Source organism: Gracilibacillus salitolerans, assembly GCF_009650095.1.
Lineage (GTDB): Bacteria > Bacillota > Bacilli > Bacillales > Amphibacillaceae > Gracilibacillus > Gracilibacillus salitolerans.
The window spans coordinates 1,346,423-1,363,880 of the sequence record NZ_CP045915.1 but is presented as its reverse complement, the minus strand read 5'-3'; the positions used below and the strand labels follow the sequence as shown (position 1 = coordinate 1,363,880).

13 protein-coding genes, 1 pseudogene and 1 riboswitch are annotated in these 17,458 nt (G+C 35.4%); of the genes and pseudogenes, 3 read left to right on the top strand and 11 right to left on the bottom strand.

Annotated features, from left to right (window positions below):
- Nucleotides 1-20: 20 nt before the first annotated feature.
- Nucleotides 21-524: a DinB family protein gene (locus tag GI584_RS06425; RefSeq protein ID WP_153790683.1), complete on the bottom strand. Its 504-nt coding sequence runs from the start codon at nt 522-524 to the stop codon at nt 21-23.
- Nucleotides 525-969: 445 nt separating this feature from the next.
- On the bottom strand, nt 970-1,386 hold the full coding sequence (locus tag GI584_RS06420; RefSeq protein ID WP_100361461.1) for a hypothetical protein: 417 nt from the start codon (nt 1,384-1,386) through the stop codon (nt 970-972).
- Nucleotides 1,387-1,560: 174 nt separating this feature from the next.
- Between GI584_RS06420 and fosM the strand changes: the two genes are divergently transcribed.
- Nucleotides 1,561-1,983, top strand: a complete 423-nt coding sequence (fosM, locus tag GI584_RS06415; RefSeq protein WP_153790682.1) for a FosM family fosfomycin resistance protein — start codon at nt 1,561-1,563, stop codon at nt 1,981-1,983.
- Nucleotides 1,984-2,049: 66 nt separating this feature from the next.
- Here fosM and GI584_RS06410 read toward each other — a convergent pair whose 3' ends face one another.
- From GI584_RS06410 to GI584_RS06395, 4 genes and pseudogenes are all read right to left on the bottom strand, one after another.
- The gene (locus GI584_RS06410; protein ID WP_153790681.1) at nt 2,050-3,234 is read right to left on the bottom strand and encodes an MFS transporter; all 1,185 of its coding nucleotides are present in this window, start codon (nt 3,232-3,234) and stop codon (nt 2,050-2,052) included.
- 254 nt (nt 3,235-3,488) lie between these two features.
- Nucleotides 3,489-3,972 (bottom strand): annotated as a pseudogene (locus GI584_RS06405) (DinB family protein).
- Nucleotides 3,973-4,299: 327 nt separating this feature from the next.
- The gene (locus GI584_RS06400; RefSeq protein ID WP_153790680.1) at nt 4,300-5,265 is read right to left on the bottom strand and encodes a bile acid:sodium symporter family protein; all 966 of its coding nucleotides are present in this window, start codon (nt 5,263-5,265) and stop codon (nt 4,300-4,302) included.
- 199 nt (nt 5,266-5,464) lie between these two features.
- A complete protein-coding gene (locus GI584_RS06395) occupies nt 5,465-6,319 on the bottom strand; it encodes a CPBP family intramembrane glutamic endopeptidase (protein ID WP_153790679.1) in 855 nt (284 codons plus the stop codon).
- Nucleotides 6,320-6,497: 178 nt separating this feature from the next.
- Between GI584_RS06395 and GI584_RS06390 the strand changes: the two genes are divergently transcribed.
- Nucleotides 6,498-7,472, top strand: coding sequence for a tetratricopeptide repeat protein (locus GI584_RS06390; protein WP_153790678.1), 975 nt, complete (start codon nt 6,498-6,500; stop codon nt 7,470-7,472).
- A gap of 127 nt (nt 7,473-7,599) precedes the next feature.
- Here the strand turns inward: GI584_RS06390 and GI584_RS06385 are convergent, their stop codons facing one another.
- Together GI584_RS06385 and tenA are read right to left on the bottom strand one after the other, a co-directional pair.
- On the bottom strand, nt 7,600-8,859 hold the full coding sequence (locus GI584_RS06385) for an acetylornithine deacetylase (RefSeq protein WP_153790677.1): 1,260 nt from the start codon (nt 8,857-8,859) through the stop codon (nt 7,600-7,602).
- Entirely contained in the window at nt 8,856-9,539 is a 684-nt protein-coding gene (tenA, locus tag GI584_RS06380; RefSeq protein ID WP_153790676.1) for a thiaminase II, read from the bottom strand. Before tenA ends, GI584_RS06385 begins: the two co-directional genes overlap by 4 nt.
- A gap of 206 nt (nt 9,540-9,745) precedes the next feature.
- A riboswitch (TPP riboswitch) is annotated at nt 9,746-9,843 on the bottom strand.
- 1,016 nt (nt 9,844-10,859) lie between these two features.
- On the opposite strand from tenA, the gene brnQ reads away from it, so the two are divergent.
- The gene (gene brnQ / locus GI584_RS06375) at nt 10,860-12,182 is read left to right on the top strand and encodes a branched-chain amino acid transport system II carrier protein (RefSeq protein ID WP_153790675.1); all 1,323 of its coding nucleotides are present in this window, start codon (nt 10,860-10,862) and stop codon (nt 12,180-12,182) included.
- A gap of 118 nt (nt 12,183-12,300) precedes the next feature.
- Here brnQ and gtfA read toward each other — a convergent pair whose 3' ends face one another.
- The 3 genes from gtfA to betC form a co-directional block, all read right to left on the bottom strand.
- A complete protein-coding gene (gene gtfA, locus GI584_RS06370) occupies nt 12,301-13,767 on the bottom strand; it encodes a sucrose phosphorylase (protein WP_153790674.1) in 1,467 nt (488 codons plus the stop codon).
- A 194-nt stretch (nt 13,768-13,961) separates the two neighbouring features.
- Nucleotides 13,962-15,845, bottom strand: a complete 1,884-nt coding sequence (locus GI584_RS06365) for a beta-N-acetylhexosaminidase (RefSeq protein ID WP_153790673.1) — start codon at nt 15,843-15,845, stop codon at nt 13,962-13,964.
- A 157-nt stretch (nt 15,846-16,002) separates the two neighbouring features.
- Nucleotides 16,003-17,454, bottom strand: coding sequence for a choline-sulfatase (gene betC, locus GI584_RS06360; RefSeq protein ID WP_194842138.1), 1,452 nt, complete (start codon nt 17,452-17,454; stop codon nt 16,003-16,005).
- Between the last annotated feature and the right edge of the window lie 4 nt (nt 17,455-17,458).

The following is a 17,458-nucleotide window of genomic DNA, read 5'->3' as shown; positions in this document are numbered from 1 at the left end:
GACTTCCTCTTTATGTATAATTACAAATTCGATACTTGGTTCCTATTTAAATATTCTTCTATTTGTTCTTTATGATGATTATCATGCCAAACGAAGGCGCTAATGTAGTTGAGAAGTGAGTGTGGATAGCCGGAATATTGGTCAATTTCTTCCCCATTTAAAATAAATGTGGCAAAAAATTCTTCCTCTGATTTTTCTTCAAGGGTTCGTACCAAATAATTTCTTGCTTCTATTTGTTCTTGTATCAATTGTGTTTTGGTGACTCCAGATAAGGCATGTTTGGAAGCAGGTTGATTAATCACATCAAAAGCAACACTGGCAATCTTGGCGTCCTTCTTCATTTTAGGCATTAATTCCTCTAATATGTATCGATCCCAGTAAGTGATATGAGTAATAATTTCAGCCGGTGTCCATTTTCCTTCGTTAATCGGTGTAAAGAAAAGGGCATCATCTACTTTTTCTAAAGAATTCACCCAACTGTTAAACTGTTCAAATTGTTCAATTAAATTATCTATCTCTTTCATTTTGTCACTCCTTTATTATTTTGCTAAACAAATTGTTCGCTTGATTGATTCAAATCTTGAACTGCTTGTCTTCGGAAATCTTCATTGAAATGTCCAGTTATCAACTGGTTTCCCTTTCTACCAATCTGTAAAAGGGATACAGACATTGAGAATATGTTACATTTTTATTAATTGTCACATCTATTTTACCATGTAATTCCATATTACTCTATTATCATCCATTTCTCTTGAATATATAGTATAATAATACAAGTGTATTCTTGCTATGTAATCACTTATATTCTAAAAAGGTGGTAATTTGATGATCCAACATTCGAGATCGTCTTGCATGAAGCAATTGAACCTGGAAAAAACAAGACAATTACTAGAATATTCTTTACATAAGTTAATATTTCTTTGACAATAAAAAAACGTTTGGATCATCGAAATCCAAACATTGTCATATCTATATCCTTAATTCCTTAACCGTAATGGCTTGAGACAGTTTATTCATTTTACAATCCTTGAACTCTTCTTCTTTGACTATATCTATCTTCATTGCTGCTTCTAGTTTTTCAGTGTCTGGCTGTTTTACTTGTAGGATAAAGTCTTCTAAATTTAATTCTTCTAATTTTTGTACTGTCTTTTCTTCATCGTAATTAACGGAAGAACGAATAATACGCTGTGCCTTATATTTCCCTTTTTGCACTTCACCTTTTTGTTCTTTCCCAAAGGTTACATCCAGATAGTTGTGGATTTGCTTTTTAATCTGATTCATTTCTTTCTCTAATTCTTTTTTCTGATTGTTTAAATCATAGTATTCCTTTAACATTTCTTCCGTAAGTTCAGAAACCTCTTCTTCAATCTCTATGGCCTTTGACATCAATATTCCCCCAGTCAGTTATGATTAATTCATTTATATGAAACTGGAGCAGATTTATGCGTTTGTCATGATTAACATCATTATGCTTGATAATGTGATCGATTAGCGCTACGTTCGAGATCAAAAATTTGCACATAGTCATATCATTACTATAATATACGTGAGGTGATAAACGTGTCGATAAAAGGGCTTAATCATTTTTTGTTTTCTGTTTCGGACTTAGAAAATTCTATTGACTTTTACAAAAAAGTATTTGACGCTAAGTTATTAGTTAAAGGAAGGAACACTGCTTATTTTGATTTGAATGGTATGTGGCTTGCGCTTAATGTAGAGAAAGATATACAACGCAATGAAATAAATGAATCGTACACACATATTGCTTTTTCAATCGATGAAGAAGATTTTGATAGAATGTACAAAAGACTAAAGGAATTGAATGTTAACATTTTGTCAGGTCGTCCTAGGGATAAAAGAGATAAGAAATCTATTTATTTTACTGATCCTGATGGTCATAAGTTCGAGTTTCATACAGGTACTTTACAAGATAGATTGGATTACTACAAACAAGAAAAAACACATATGGAGTTTTTTGATTAAACCTTTAAAAGATTTTAAAAAAAGATCATACATATTAGCATGTATGATCTACAATGGTATTAATATTTACGCTTTTCTGGGTACAACTGGAATGAATGTGCCGATTAAAGCAATACCTGCACAAACAAGAAACATCGTTGAAAAACCAGTTATCGCCATACCACTCACAGTTAGGAAAATAATAATATCAAATCCTGAATCTAATATCGATAAGAGGGAAATAGTAGTCGCCCTAACATTAGAAGGAATGATTTCATTGGATAGTTGCGAGTAAACAGGATATCTAATAGCACTTACAAGTTTGAGGATTAATAGAATTCCCAATAATGTCCCCAAATAGGAAGTGAACATTGCAACCCCTATAAGACTTAGCACAGCCAGTAAGCCAGTAATAAACAAAAGGTGTACACGGTTTATTCTTTCTGTCATCCAACCAATTGTACGAGACGCTGTAAACCCTATTAAAGCAGCAATTGCATAAACAATGCCTATCAAGTAAACAGGAAGACCTGCATCTACCAATAGTTTTTGGTCAAATTTTTCAAAAATTGCAGTCGCAGGTATAAATACAAGAGTAATATTCATAAACATCCATAAAACTTGAGGATGTTTCTTTATGGCATAAAATCCTTCTTTAAGTTGTGTTCTAATATCATTGTTATATGTGCCTTGATTAGGCGGATTTTTAATAAACAATAATAAAGCAAATTGAATGGACATAAAAAATAAACTTAAAACAATTAACAGTTTAAATTGTCCATCAGATAGGTCTTTTGCTAGAATCGCTCCTATTATTACTACAATGATCGTGACTAAGAATTTTGCTGAACCAATTTGTCCCATTGCCTTATCCATTTTGTTCTCTTCGCTAGATAAGATTAATGACTCATATATTAGAGCTTCATCTGAACCACTAAAAAAAGTAGCTGCAAATCCAGTTAATAAGCTACTTAAAAAGAACACCCAAGGTTCGTAAGCCCATAATAATAATGCATGACTACCAATTCCTAGTAACGAGCCGATTAAGAAAGACATCTTAGCTCCAAATCGGTCTGCAAATATTCCTGTAGGCACTTCACCTATAAGGACTCCTAAACTGAAAAAAACCATGATCAATAGGATAAGCGTTTCATCTAGTCCACGCGAAAAATAAAACAAAGTCAAAACTGGTGTAATAAATAGGATACTTCCAAATATTTGAGACCAAAATAAATACTTAATGTTATGTTCCGCTAAAGTATTTTTCTTCATTGTGTACCTCCTGCTAATAAAATCAATTACGGATTGTTAAAGCAGGAGTAAAGCATGCTAACGCTAGATTATTAAATTTTAACTTGCTCTCACCCCTGCTAGTTTTGTGGAGTTAACAGCTAAAGTTTTAGACATATGAAATTCCTCCTTCCTTATTCTATTATTAATTATACAGTAATTCTTTCGATCCGTCCTATAACAATTCACCAGTATTCAAATTAATAACGAGAAATACAAACTAAAATATTCTCTGATTAATTAGTCGAATGAGGGGAAAGCCCACGTCCAATAAGGTTTGCTGACACAGGTTTTTCCCTATTTCTCTTGCCCAAATTGATAATTGCCCTATATGGTGAATTTCGTGAGCAATAACATGTCGTATCACTTCACCCCAGGTATCCGTTACCATTCTTCCATTTGGTAGCGTATCGTAAAATAATTGATTTTCCATACTCCCAGCTCAGTTGTTCACAAAGTTCTCCACTTCCTTTTTAAATTCAACGTCCAATTTTCGAACCTGTTTCAAGCTCTTATAATCAACAAAACTTCCTTCAAAGTCTGTTTTTTCTTGTAAGAGACGTAACCAACTCCATTCTACAACTACTATATGGAACAGTGTATGCACTATACTACCTACTCCACCCGTTTAATTGCGAAGAAGTTCTTCTTGGCTTAACTCTTGACACCAACGATCCATTCTTCTCTGACCATCCAGTTATATCGAAATAACGTTTGCAATAAGAGCTCTCCTCTTTTTCAAGATTAGGTGATCTATTCCCTTCTAAATAAGAGCTCCTACAGTCTAAATGTTCTTAAAGTAAAACTAAGAAAAGCGCAGAGCGCCCGTTTAGAAACGTAGCGACTTCAGAAACAACTGAGATAAAGGAATCACGGTGAGCTTTGCGAACCGATGATGACTTATCGTAGGGCGATTCGTGAAGTCGCCTAGTTTCTGAGTGCTCGGAGCTAGACAAATACCAAAATTTTATACTTTCTAACAATGAAAAGGGCCGGCTCCCTCTTATGAACAAAAGTCCATTTGAAAAATCCGACCCTTACCTCTCATTATGCACTTTGACTCTTCTCTACATCATTTTTATCTTCTTTCTCCTGCTGCTTCCTGAAAATAGTTGCTATAACCGGTCCTGAAATATTATGCCAGACACTAAAAATCGCACTTGGTACAGCTGCTAGTGGATTAAAGTGTGCAGCGGCTAGTGTGGCACCAAGTCCAGAGTTTTGCATGCCTACTTCGATAGAAACGGCTTTTTGTTGCTTCGAACCCATTTTCGTTACTTTTCCTAGCCCATAACCAACTAGATAGCCTAGCGCGTTATGAAGTACAACAATTAAGAAAATGAGTAAACCAGTCTTCGCAATTTGTTCATGGTTAACACTTACTACTGCAGCAACAATTGCTACGATACCAATTACCGATACTAACGGAATCGCCTTTACTCCCGCTTCCACTTTGTCCTTCAATAACGCTTTAACGATTAAGCCTAACACGATCGGCACTAATACAATTTGTACAATCGATACGAATAAGGATCCTGCAGATACCTCTAACCACTGACTAGCAAAAAGAAAAATAAGTGCTGGTGTCAAAAATGGTGCTAGAATCGTAGAAACCGTAGTAATAGAAACCGATAATGCCGTATCCCCCTTGGATAAGTACGTCATAACGTTCGATGAAGTACCACCAGGGCAACAACCTACTAAGATAACACCGACTGCCACCTCTTTGGAAACTGGTAATAGCGTTACTAACGCAAAGGCAAGCAATGGCATGATCAAGAACTGACCAGCTACTCCAATCGCAACCTCTTTCGGACGTTTAAAAGCTTCTTTAAAATCACTTGCAGATAACGTAAGTCCCATACCAAACATAATGATACCTAATAATGGTGTGATATAGGCTGCCAACCATGTGAATCCTGAAGGTATAAGAAATGATAAGATCGCAAATAGAACAACCCAAATTGCAAACGTACTCCCTACAAAACCACTAACTCTCTCTAATGCTTTCATGTTACTCCCCCTCTAAGATGTATACTTAGAAATTATAGTATATTTTCAGAATATTTTAAAATAATAATCGGCATTCTCCATACGACAATAACTTCATTCGGATGTTATATGTACTAGCTTCATTGTCTGCATCGAATTCTACTGCTCACGTAGATTAGAAGAACACCAACCTTTAGAAGGGCTGCTGTAAATAACCCTTTTAATGTTTGTTAAACTTATATCCTTTTCCAAAAAAACGCTTTGCACCTAAAATAAAGAGAGAGAAAATAATACCCCCAATTATAATCATTCCTAATGCAATAAACACTGTACCTAGACCAGACTCCACTTCATTATAACTTAGAATGGATGCATCACTTGAAGGCATCACTACAACTCTAGTTATTTCTAGGTAAGCCAAATGGAAACCTATTGATGTCCACAAACTTTGTGTCCAGAGACGAAGCAATTGTAAACAGATCCCGAAGCAAGAAATCAACACAATGTACTCTGCATTAATGGTATTACCTGGCGAAAGTCCAAAGAACACCTGAAGTTGTACGGTTGCTAAAGGAACAAGCAAAAATAAAATCGTTTGCAATAAAACAGCTAGCCAGGCTGCAAAGCGATAACGTAATACATCATATACCATTCCTCGTAAAGCCAGTTCCTCCGGCAAAGCTTCATACAAAAAGGCGATAACCATGTTGATAAGTAGTGCAGCAAACCAATAATCTGGTGTATGCCATTGTTCAATAGTAATCCAGCCAAGTGAAGTTGCTATGATGAAACCAAAAGTAGCTAGGCCAATTGCCAGAAGAGCCCCAGTAAAAAAATGATAGGCGCTTTTCCATGAATACACCGGCCTATTGGGCTCACCTGTCAGCCGATAGACGTATCGATACAGATACAAAATAATAGGTACAACGATTCCACTCATCACGAGACCTTGAATCAATAACTGATAATTTCTAGCTAAGCCAAACTGTTCCGCAATATTTCCAGATAACGCGCCCAAGAATAACCCACCAGTTATGGTTATCCAGCCAGCTATTAGAAGAAGTATCCATTTCATCCCTAGTTTCCTCCTATCATAGAAATCTATCGTTACCCCAATTATATACACACCAATCAATCATTCACAGCTCTTTTGCGGAAAAATTATCCATTTAGAACTTTTGACCCAGTTACATCTTTGAACATTTCTCTTATAATGTATACTGATTCTAAATTCACATAAAGGAAATGATACAGTGAAGAAAAACTTAGGAATTATATTTATTTTATTAATGATGATTCTTTCTGGATGTACCCTTTTCAGTACAACAGATCCTGACTTTTCGCGAGAGAAATATGACAGCTGGTATGAACAAAACCAATATGATGAAGCGTTAAAACATGTATATGAGCGATTAGAGAAATACCCTAAAGATCCGTTATTATATAATGAAAAAGGTTATATTCTTATTAATATGGAGCAATATGAAGAATCATTAGAACCCTTAGAAAAAGCGATTGAACTAGATGACGAGTTAGATAGTTCTTACAGTAATAAAGCATTATCATTGAACAGGACAAATGAATATGAGAAAGCCATCGTTGCAGCCCAAAAAGCCATTGATATTAGTGATCAAGAACCTGAGCAATTTATCAACATGGGAAATGCACATTCTATGCTTGAAAGAGATGAAAAAGCATTAGAATATTACGATAAGGCTTTAGAAATTGATGATAGTGCTCCTTATGCCTTATATGGTAAAGGTATTTCACTATACTTTTTACAAGAATACGAGGAAAGTATTCCTTATTTAGAAGAGTATTTAGCGTATTATACGAATGATACTGAGGCGTTATGGTATCTTGTCTACTCATATGATTTATTAGAGGAATATAGTGCTACAATTCCTTATTTAGACAAGATTATTGAGCTAAAACCAGAGCAGACATTAGATGCTTTAGATTATAAAGGCCTGATGCTTACATATAATGGCGATTTTCAAAAAGCAGAAGATATTTATGATAACATCATTGAGGAATTTCCAGATGAGGGAATCGGCTATTATGGAAAAGGGGTAGCTTTGATACAACTTGGAGAAATTGATCAAGGTTTAGAAGAGTTAGAAAATGCAATCGAACTAAATGAAGCTCTGAAAGACACAGCTTATTCTGATCCACTTTTATCAAGTATTTATAATAACGAAACATTTATTAAGTTAACGGAATTGTAGTTAAATGAACATAAAGTGTGACTTCCCTCAGTGGGGATTTTACGGACGATTAGCACCGTGATAAAGTACAAAACTCAGAGTTTTTTCACCTCTGAGCTTTGTACTAAATAACTTCTTGTATACGAATTCACTGTTTTGTTACATTACACCAAGCTGGAATAAAGGTTAACAAAGTCTTCGTGAATCTAATTAATTCTTCCAATTCTATTTTTTCATCAACAGAATGTGCTTCATTTAATTTTCCCGGACCGTAAATCGCAGTTGGAATACCAGCGTCATCAAACCAACCCGCATCTGTCACAGTCTTTGACATACTAACTGAAGTGGTTTCCTGTTCAACTGCGTAATGTGATTGCTCGAGGAGCTTAATAGCTGGATACTCTGGATCTACCTCAGCAGAAGGGAAAATCTCACCGCGATCCTCTATCATTGATTTCCCACCCCATTCAAAAAGGAGTGGATTTTCCTGAAACCATGAATCGTCTTTGACAGATTGTTTGAGGTATTCCTCTACTTCATTTGCAACTTCTCGGTAATCTTCATTAGGATAAAAATGAACAGTAATCCAAAGACGACATTCATCCGCTACAAATGCTGGATGACGCCCACCTTCAATAACAGCCGGGTTAATAGTAGTTGTACCTTTTTTAAATCCTGGATACTCCTTTGTTTTCGCCCATTCCTTCTCTAATGCACGAAGGCTGTCGATAACTTTTGTCATTTTTTCAATTGCACTAGCACCCTCACCTGTTTCATTTAATTCGGCTCGCATTGCATCATGATAAACCTGCTTACTTTTAACCGTAACCCAACCCGTGATCACACCACCTTGACCATGGATTTCGCGATTACTGCCATCGACAACTAACGCAAAGTCAGCATCATATCCTTTTTCAATACAAGAAAGGGTTCCTGCCTCACCGACTTCCTCTCCAATCACGGTCTGCAACTGCAAATCGCCTTTTAATGCTATTCCCTCTTCATGTAATAGTTTAGCCGCAAATAAAGCACAGGCGACAGCCCCCTTCATATCAGAGACACCACGGCCATACAGATGTTTCCCTTTTTCAGTAAGGGAAAAAGGAGGCACTGACCAACCGGAAGCATCCCCTACCTCCGCTACATCGATATGCCCGTTAATAATCAGGCTGTTGTATGTATCAGATTGTGTTCCTTTCTTCATCCCGACAAGGTTAGGATCATTTGGGAAAACATCCCATCGTTCGGTTTGAAAATCCAATTTTTCTAGATAATCCGCAATATATTTCTGAATTTCAGACGTATTCCTAGCAGGAGGACTTACTGTTGGAAAACTAATGAGATCAGATAAAAGTTGCTTTAATTCATCTTTTCTTTCATCGACTAGATTAGCTAGTGCTGTACTCATTGAGCATTCACCGGCCAATCTTCTTTCGTTTCTACCATATCCCAAAACATATATTCAAATTGACTCGTCTTCACCACAATCTCTTCAAGTCGTACTAGTTCCTGCTCCGGCTTGCCTTCTGCAATTTGATTCATTAACTGTTTCGTTTCTTCCGCTAATTCGGTGAATTCATTAGAACTATACATCTCCACCCAACTACTGTAAAAATTATCGTCTAATGCCCCCGGCCAATTTGCCAATGACTTTCCGATAAAATTATAGCTCCATTCACACGCAAGCACTGATGCCACGACATTTTCCATACCGCCACGCTGAGACAAATTCAACATATAACTCGTATAGGCCGTAGTAATCGCAGACGGTTCTGTTGCTTCAAGCTCCTCTTTTGAAATGCCAAAATCCGCTGCATACTTACGGTGCAAATCCATTTCCACATCTAAAACACCATGTAATAGCTTGGCAAAGGTCGTCATTTTCTCCAGATCATCCGCTTTTGCACTTCCAATCGCAAAAAGCCTTGCATAATCAATCAGGTAGACATAGTCTTGCTTTAACCAGTGCTTAAATTTCTCCTGTTCGAGGGTGCCGTCACCTAATCCCTTAACAAAAGGATGTTCCAAATACGAATTCCATATCGGTTCCACTCTTTTCCATAAACGATCTGTAAACAATGTACTCATTTTTACATTCTCCTTTTTTTAAAAAATAGTAGTAAAGTATTGGAGGGGAGTTGATAGTAAATCAGGTGAAGTTGACAATAAATCCTGAAAATTGCCAGTAAACCAGTTGAAGTTGCCTGTGCATCAATAACATTGGCACAACAAAAAACCCATCACCAATGCAGGAAGACGGGTTAGTAATATACAGACTAATCGATCAATCTATATGACTTACCAATCCACTTCCCTACGCTAGTGTTAACTAGATCAGGTTCAAAGGGTCGAATTCCTCTCTCAGCATCTACATGCTCCCCTAGCCGAATGGTTAAATTATTTAGTTTCAAAATTAGTATACTAACAAATAATTGGAAAAGCAATTATTTCTCAGTTAAATAAAACCTTGCAACAGAATAATATATTGTTCCAAAGAGAAATAGCATGACTATAATCCAACTCGCAATGGCTGAATAATCCCCGTTTAACATAAATTCACTTGTTAGATTAACAAAAACTATGACAATCATGATAATGTATAAATTTCTTAAATATTTCATTTCTTTCCTCCACTCCCCTTTTGTTTGTAGTATTATAGATACAAGAACGATTGTTCCTATTAAACACAAAAATAATTTTATATTGATGGGGTGATCAACCATAGCTGCTGAAGAATTAATCGATTTATTAGTAGAAAGGACTGCGATACATGCCGATCAAAATGTACAATCGTATATTCAAGAAGTTGCAGTTTGGATGTCACGAATAATACATGCAACTCACTATCAAAGTCTAAACCTTAACTCAAAATTTGCTTTTCCTCAATCCCCCTAAAGTATTTAATACCAAATGAGTCGCAATTAAAGATAAAAGATATGCAATCATAGGGTCTTGCGTTCCTAATACAAAAGTCAAAGAAAAGAATAACAGTGTAGATATACTAAAAAGAATTATAAGATAGAAAAAAATACTCATAATAGTGATCATACTTTGCCTCCATTAGCTGTTTACATTAATTATATTATCTTAGCATAATGTTCCAAAATTTCAGCATTAAAGTATTTAGAATTTTCCTTGAACTTTGTCATAATTGACTGAACCGTAGGAAATAAAGAAAAGACGAGACTGAAGTTAGAGGATAAAATTTATTTCGTGGTGTAGATGACGGAGTTTGCACTTACCATTACGAGAACTGTTATTCCAAATTGTGAAGCAGCTATTAAAAATAGATTGCTTTTCAGATAATTCCATGATATTCTGTTAATATTTTGACGAAACATGTCGACGAAAAAGTCTGATATTTAGCATTTATCTGATATTCCATATAATAAATAACGGAGGTTTAGTATGTCATCACGTAATTCATTAAGTATTATTACAGTAGGTTTTATGTTATTTGCTCTGTTTTTTGGTGCAGGTAATTTAATTTTCCCACCCCAATTAGGTCAAGCAGCAGGGGAAAATCTATTTGCAGCAAACCTAGGTTTCATCATTACCGGAGTTGGATTACCTGTCCTTGCTGTTTTAACTTTAGGCATTTCAGGCAAAAGTAATTTACAATCACTTGCAAGTCAAATTCACCCATTGTACGGTCTCATTTTTACGGTTGCATTGTATTTAACCATCGGTCCATTTTTTGCGTTGCCAAGAACTAATACAGTCGCATATGAAATGGGAATTATGCCTTTTTTAAACGATAGCGGAAGCAATTGGTCACTGCTTATCTTTACTATCATTTTCTTTGGTGTATCTCTATACTTCTCATTACAATCTAAAAAGCTCGTAGATATTATCGGTAAATTACTAACACCACTACTGTTAATTGTTATTGCCTTACTAATATTGTCAGCCTTTTTTAATCCGATTGGTACCATTCAAGAACCAACCGAAGCCTACATGACAAACAGTTTCTTCAAAGGCTTTCAGGAAGGGTACTTGACCATGGATGTCTTAGCGGCATTTGTTTTTGGGATTATCATTATTAACGCCATGAAAGACCAAGGTGCTGTCTCCAAAAAAGAGCTCCTTGTTTCTACGATGAAAGCTGCACTAATTGCAGCGGCACTTTTAGCTATCGTATATTCTTCCCTTGCCTATCTCGGGGCAATCAGTGTAAGTGGTATTGGATATATGGATAATGGCGGTGCAATTTTAGCCGCAGCGTCAGCATTCTATTTTGGAGGATATGGGAAGTTAATTCTTGGAATTATTGTTGTGGCTGCATGTTTAACGACGAGTATCGGCTTGATTACGGCCTGTGCATCCTACTTTAATGAAATTGTACCAAAAGTATCATATAAAGCATGGACAATTATTTTCACATTGTTTAGTGCGGTCGTTTCAAATTTTGGATTAACTACTATTATCGAATTTTCAGTACCTGTGTTATCTATGCTTTATCCACTGGCAATGTGTTTAATGGTTTTAACATTCTTAAATCCTCTTTTCAAAGGTAAGAAAGAAGTATATCAAGTTAGTATTCTATTCACATTTATTGTAGCTTTATTTGATGGACTGAATGCAGCAGGTATAAAAATACAAGTTGTGAACGAATTCTTTACTGCTGTACTTCCTTTATATACGGTAGGACTAGGTTGGATTGTTCCGGCGATTGCTGGTGGTATACTCGGTATCGTTTTAAGTTTCATAAAAAAACCTTATAAATGTTGATTTAACAACATTTATAAGGTTTTAATCCTAACTTACACTATCCTATAAAATACCGGTGATTGAGGTGTAAAATTGTTTGCCTGTGACAATCAGTTACTCTAACTTAAATCTAAAATTATTACAGTACATATTCAGAAGCTTTCCCTTGTTCATCTAAATAGTGTATGACCGTTCGATAAGTGTTTAAGTCGATGTGTAATTCACAATATTTTTCTTTCTTTACCCATTTAAGTTTAATATGTTTATCGTTTGATTCCATAACAGAGAACTCCCCATCGAAAGCAGGATATTCATTACGGAATTGAATAAGCTTCAAAAGCCTTTTTACCACTGCTTTTCCCACAGATTCTTCAATTTCTGATTGCGTATAATTATGCCGATTAATGGCACGGTTTTCTCCTGTTTCTTCAACAGATTGAAAATCATTTTCCCCTGCTAATAACCCTACATAATAAACTTGTGGAATTCCTGGAACGAAAAATTGTATCGCTCTTGATGCTAAATAGGCATCATCACTATTCAATAATGAATAGTACGTCCCATTTATTTGATGTACATCAAAACCATCAGCCGCTTTGTGTTCATCTGACACAATTACACTAAAATTTGCTCCCCTATCTTTACAAGTTTGCGTTATTTCACTAGCTTTTTTTGTATCGATTTTACCTTCTAAATCAGGCAACACTGGGATACCATCATGACAATCCAGCATGGTGAACTGTTTTTCAGGTCTGTCTTTTAAGTACTCCTTCAAGCGTTTACTACTTTTGGTAAGCATCGTTTCTAGTACTGTATATGGCAGTATGAAATCGTAGATCCAATAACCTTGTTCAGCGAGCTTCAACTGAATGTCATAATTCGAATGTACTTCGGGAAGGATTTCAATTTCGTAATGATCTGCTAACTCTTTCACCCATTCTAAAAATTGATAAATTTCTGGCTCAACAAAAAAACAACTTGTCCCTAGCTTTTTAATCACATAACCAACAGCATCTAATCGAACAATCTTAATATTATTTTGACTGAAAGTTTCAAAGAAAGATGCCAAAATTTCCTTCACTTTAGGTGATTTAATATCTAAATCAATTTGTTCAGAAGGATCTTCTTTGCCAAATGTCGTCCAGACCTTGAATTGTTCACCTGTTTTTTCAAAAGAAAATGTAGAGTACGGAACAGGTCTACGTAAAAATATTTTGTCTATATCATCTTGTTTTGGTATACCGTCTTCCCACAACTTATCCAACGTAATAAAACAATCGGCATATTCTGAATCAGAGCCGTTCCTTAAATAGTCTTGAAAATAAGGTGATAACTTTGAAATATGATTCACCATTAAATCTACTAGTACATCATTTTTTTCACCAATAGCTCGAATATCATTCCAATCACCGAACTCTGGCTCTATCTCTAAATAATTTTTAGGAGCGAATCCTCGATCTCCAGATGAAGGAAATGGAGGTAAAATATGAATCCCACCTTCAAATAAACCATGAAAACAATTGGTTAATACTTGATTTAAATGTCGTAGATCCCCTCCTAATGAATCAGGATAAGTTATTAGTTGAACTTTATTTTTTATAGCCATTTGTTATCACACTACCTCCATTTAAGATCCTCTAGAAAATAATTCTTTATCTTTATAAAAACTCGATCGTTCCTTAATTCTTCTAGGATTAGTTATTTAAATCTTTTGGTGAACAAACTCACCCGTATATTATATAGAATCTTCTAGCCACAAAGTAACTCATTCTTATCACACCAAGATAATTCTTTGCGATTTTACTCAGAAAATGCACTCGCTGTTACTATACGATGATATACGTTACGTCCAATAGCTCCTTCTGGCATTACCCATGGAGCATCATGCCATAACCTTTCTGGTTCCAATTCTTCAATAACAGAGATTTTATTAGTTAACCAATCATTAATACGATCAATAGCAGTATGCATTCTAGAAATTACCCCACCATAACGAATGTCTAACACTTCCCAACCAAATGGTTTATATCTGTCCATCCAAAGCGAGCGATGCGCTTTACGTAGATCATCTATCTTTTTTACTAAACTCTTTAATTGATCACGCAAATGAGTTAAAGAATCTTGATCTTTGGCATCATAAGCTGTTTTTAACTCTAGACCGATCTCTGCTTTTTCACTTAATACATTGGCCAACTGATAGTAGTAGCCAAACATTAATGGATAATCAGAGTTTCGTTCCTTTGCCTCTTGCATACAAATTGCTAATTGTTGGTAATGACCAGACATTGGTAAACCTTCAATATTCTTATCAAATAGTCCTAGCAATACATCCTGCCATAACAAGAATTTAGCTGGATGTGATTCTTTTATATTATTTGAACTTACACCTGGTGTTTCATCAAATTTATTTAACTCTAAGTAATCGGATAACTCAGCTTGTCCACAGAATGAAAATCGTTCTTTCCATTTCTGTTCATCAAAATCCTTTGAATAACCATGTTCTGCGAATAATTGCATACCTGCTAATCCTGTAAATGGATCTGTTTCCGCACCATTATCTCCCCACATCGTAGCAAATACCTCTTTAACACCTGTGTCTTTACACGCTTGTAGTGCAGCATGAGTGGTTTTAATAGTCTTACCATAATTTGGAGCGATACCATTCCATGTCCAAATTCCACCCGCAAATATTGGATCTGATCCTAATTCTTTATGCATATTTAGAAAATTTTTATAGAAATCCTTATCCGTATGGTAATAATCCCAATATACTAATTGTAGATCTTTCGGAATTTGATCAATTACTTTTTGTGGTATCTCTGCTTTTTCGTCATAATAATTTCCTGTTTTAGATCCTAGTCTAAAGAACATATCGCTCCATATCATTGGTTTTAATTGATTTCGTTCTGTTATTTCATACACTTTTTTCAAGTGTTCACTCATTATTGAAAAACGATCTTTATATCCATTTTTCTCTAAATATCGGCCTAATCCTAGCTGATGTGCTTCATCCATCCCAATATGAATCCGATTGGAACGATAAGGTTTGGTAGCAGATTGAATAGTTTTCTCAATAAAGTGATACGTTTCTTCTTCTCCAACCAGTAAAATATCTTCCGTATCACGTATATTCGACGCATAATTCCATTTAAGCGCTTCCTTTAAATGAGCTAATGATTGAATGCACGGCATCATCTCAATCCCAAAAGCATGTGCATAATCATCACACGCTTTTAATTCCGAAAAGGAATATCGACCTCTCATATAACCAAAATAGGGGTATTCTTCCACTTCAAAAGTGTCTTCTGTATACATCATGACAACATTTAAACCCATCACTGCCATTTTTCTCAACAAAAATTGAATCGATCCCACTTTCAAAACACCATTTCTAGAAGCATCAACCATGATTCCATTCATATCAAATTGTGGCTCTTCTGTAATATTAAATATTTTTTGTTTATGATAATTTTCCAACCACAAGCCAAGTGCACGGAAAAAGTGAATTTTTTCCTCGAATTGAATAAAGCCTCTCTCTCCATCACAACTGACTTTTAGATTGCCACTTGATTGTACTACATCGATAGGAAAACCATCGTCTGTTAGATCAAAGTGTAGCTCTTCTTGTAACAGACGAATGCCTTTATCAATCTTTTCAAGATCTCCATTAAGTAGTAATTTCACAATCCTCACCTCATCACAATTTGATTTAGACATCATCCACATTTATTTCTATTAAACAAGCACTTGTTTCTCCATAGGAGCCCTTATGAATTAATCTATTTGGCCTCCCATTATAATAGCCTCCCTTTTTTAGGAATTTTTTGCTCCCTTTAACCTGCTACTTCTTCACTTGCCAATCTGTCTTTTCACCAATATTCAAAGTTTTTGCTAGGAAGAGACGTTCTTTTTGACTTTTAATAATATCTTGTTTGATCGTATCTACATCAAATTCATCATGAATTCTCTTTTTAAGCTGTTGTAAAATGTTCTGATAATTTACATCTTGAGCTAAATTATTTAATTCATGAGGATCTGTCTCCAGATCAAACAGTAATGGTTCTTGTTGATGAATATAAACAAATTTGTAGTTGCCTTTCCTAATCATAATTAAGGGTTCAATTGCTCCCTCTCCATAGTATTCAGCAATTACTTCATCCTTCCAATCTATTTGTTTATCATAAAGGAGTGCCTCGAAGCTATTACCATCGATATCCTCAATCCATTCATCAGCACCGGGAGCTTCTGCTAATGTGATGCAAGTAGCTGCTAAATCAACTAATGAAACAACTTCTGATACGGTTCTATTTCCTTGAAAACGTTCAGGACAAGATATTACTAAAGGAATTTTGGTTGCTGGATCATAAAACGTTCTTTTAAACCACATTCCATGTTCACCAAGCATTTCACCATGATCACTTGTTACCATTATAATCGTATCTTTTAACATATTTAATCGTTCTAACTCATTGACAATCTCCCCAACAATTCGATCAAAATAAGTCACCATTCCATAATAAGCTCTTCTATTTTTCTCTATTTCTTCATCGGTTAATTGACAAATATCTAGTTCATGATGTATTTGAATCCATTGATTGAACGGATGCATTTCATCTAAATCATGTCCGTCTACAGCCGGGGATGGAATTTCTACATCATCGTACATATTCCAATATTCTTCCGTAATATGAAATGGATCATGTGGATGGAAGAAGGAGGAACATAAGAAAAATGGTCTCTTCTCTTCTTCTTTCCTTCGCTTAAAGCTACGAATTTGCTCCAAAGATCTATTTAAAACCCTCGCATCGTAATCTAAATTGTTATTGATCTCACTAACACCTGGATTCTTTAATCTTTTCACACCTGTACCATGGTTATGATATACACCTTTTGTCCAATCTGGGGTTAAATCAAAGCCTGTCGTATGAATATCTCCAGTAATTCTTTTTTCAAATCCATGGTGCTGATCCGGACCTATAAAATGCATTTTTCCTGCAAGTACTGTCTCATAACCCGCATTCCGTAAATGGTGTAAAAATGTAGGTGTGTCTGCTGATAGCTCAGATCCATTGTCATAAACAGCGATATTACTTGTTAACTTCCCAGAAACAAAAGAAGCTCTGGATGGAGCACATATTGGTGAATTACAATAAGCATTATCGAAAGTGACACCACTTTCCACTAATTTATCGATATTAGGTGTTTTCACTGCTGGATGACCTAAAGCACCGATTACATCAAATGCCATTTGATCTGCCATAATCATTACCATGTTAGGCTGTTTATTTTTCATTGTA

Excerpts from the sequence above, each read along its gene's own strand:
- GI584_RS06425 (WP_153790683.1), bottom strand. The coding sequence starts at position 524 with ATGAAAGAGATAGATAATTTAATTGAACAATTTGAACAGTTTAACAGT.
- GI584_RS06420 (WP_100361461.1), bottom strand. The coding sequence starts at position 1,386 with ATGTCAAAGGCCATAGAGATTGAAGAAGAGGTTTCTGAACTTACGGAA.
- GI584_RS06410 (WP_153790681.1), bottom strand. The coding sequence starts at position 3,234 with ATGAAGAAAAATACTTTAGCGGAACATAACATTAAGTATTTATTTTGG.
- GI584_RS06400 (WP_153790680.1), bottom strand. The coding sequence starts at position 5,265 with ATGAAAGCATTAGAGAGAGTTAGTGGTTTTGTAGGGAGTACGTTTGCA.
- GI584_RS06395 (WP_153790679.1), bottom strand. The coding sequence starts at position 6,319 with ATGAAATGGATACTTCTTCTAATAGCTGGCTGGATAACCATAACTGGT.
- GI584_RS06385 (WP_153790677.1), bottom strand. The coding sequence starts at position 8,859 with ATGAGTACAGCACTAGCTAATCTAGTCGATGAAAGAAAAGATGAATTA.
- tenA (WP_153790676.1), bottom strand. The coding sequence starts at position 9,539 with ATGAGTACATTGTTTACAGATCGTTTATGGAAAAGAGTGGAACCGATA.
- brnQ (WP_153790675.1), top strand. The coding sequence starts at position 10,860 with ATGTCATCACGTAATTCATTAAGTATTATTACAGTAGGTTTTATGTTA.
- gtfA (WP_153790674.1), bottom strand. The coding sequence starts at position 13,767 with ATGGCTATAAAAAATAAAGTTCAACTAATAACTTATCCTGATTCATTA.
- betC (WP_194842138.1), bottom strand. The coding sequence starts at position 17,454 with ATGAAAAATAAACAGCCTAACATGGTAATGATTATGGCAGATCAAATG.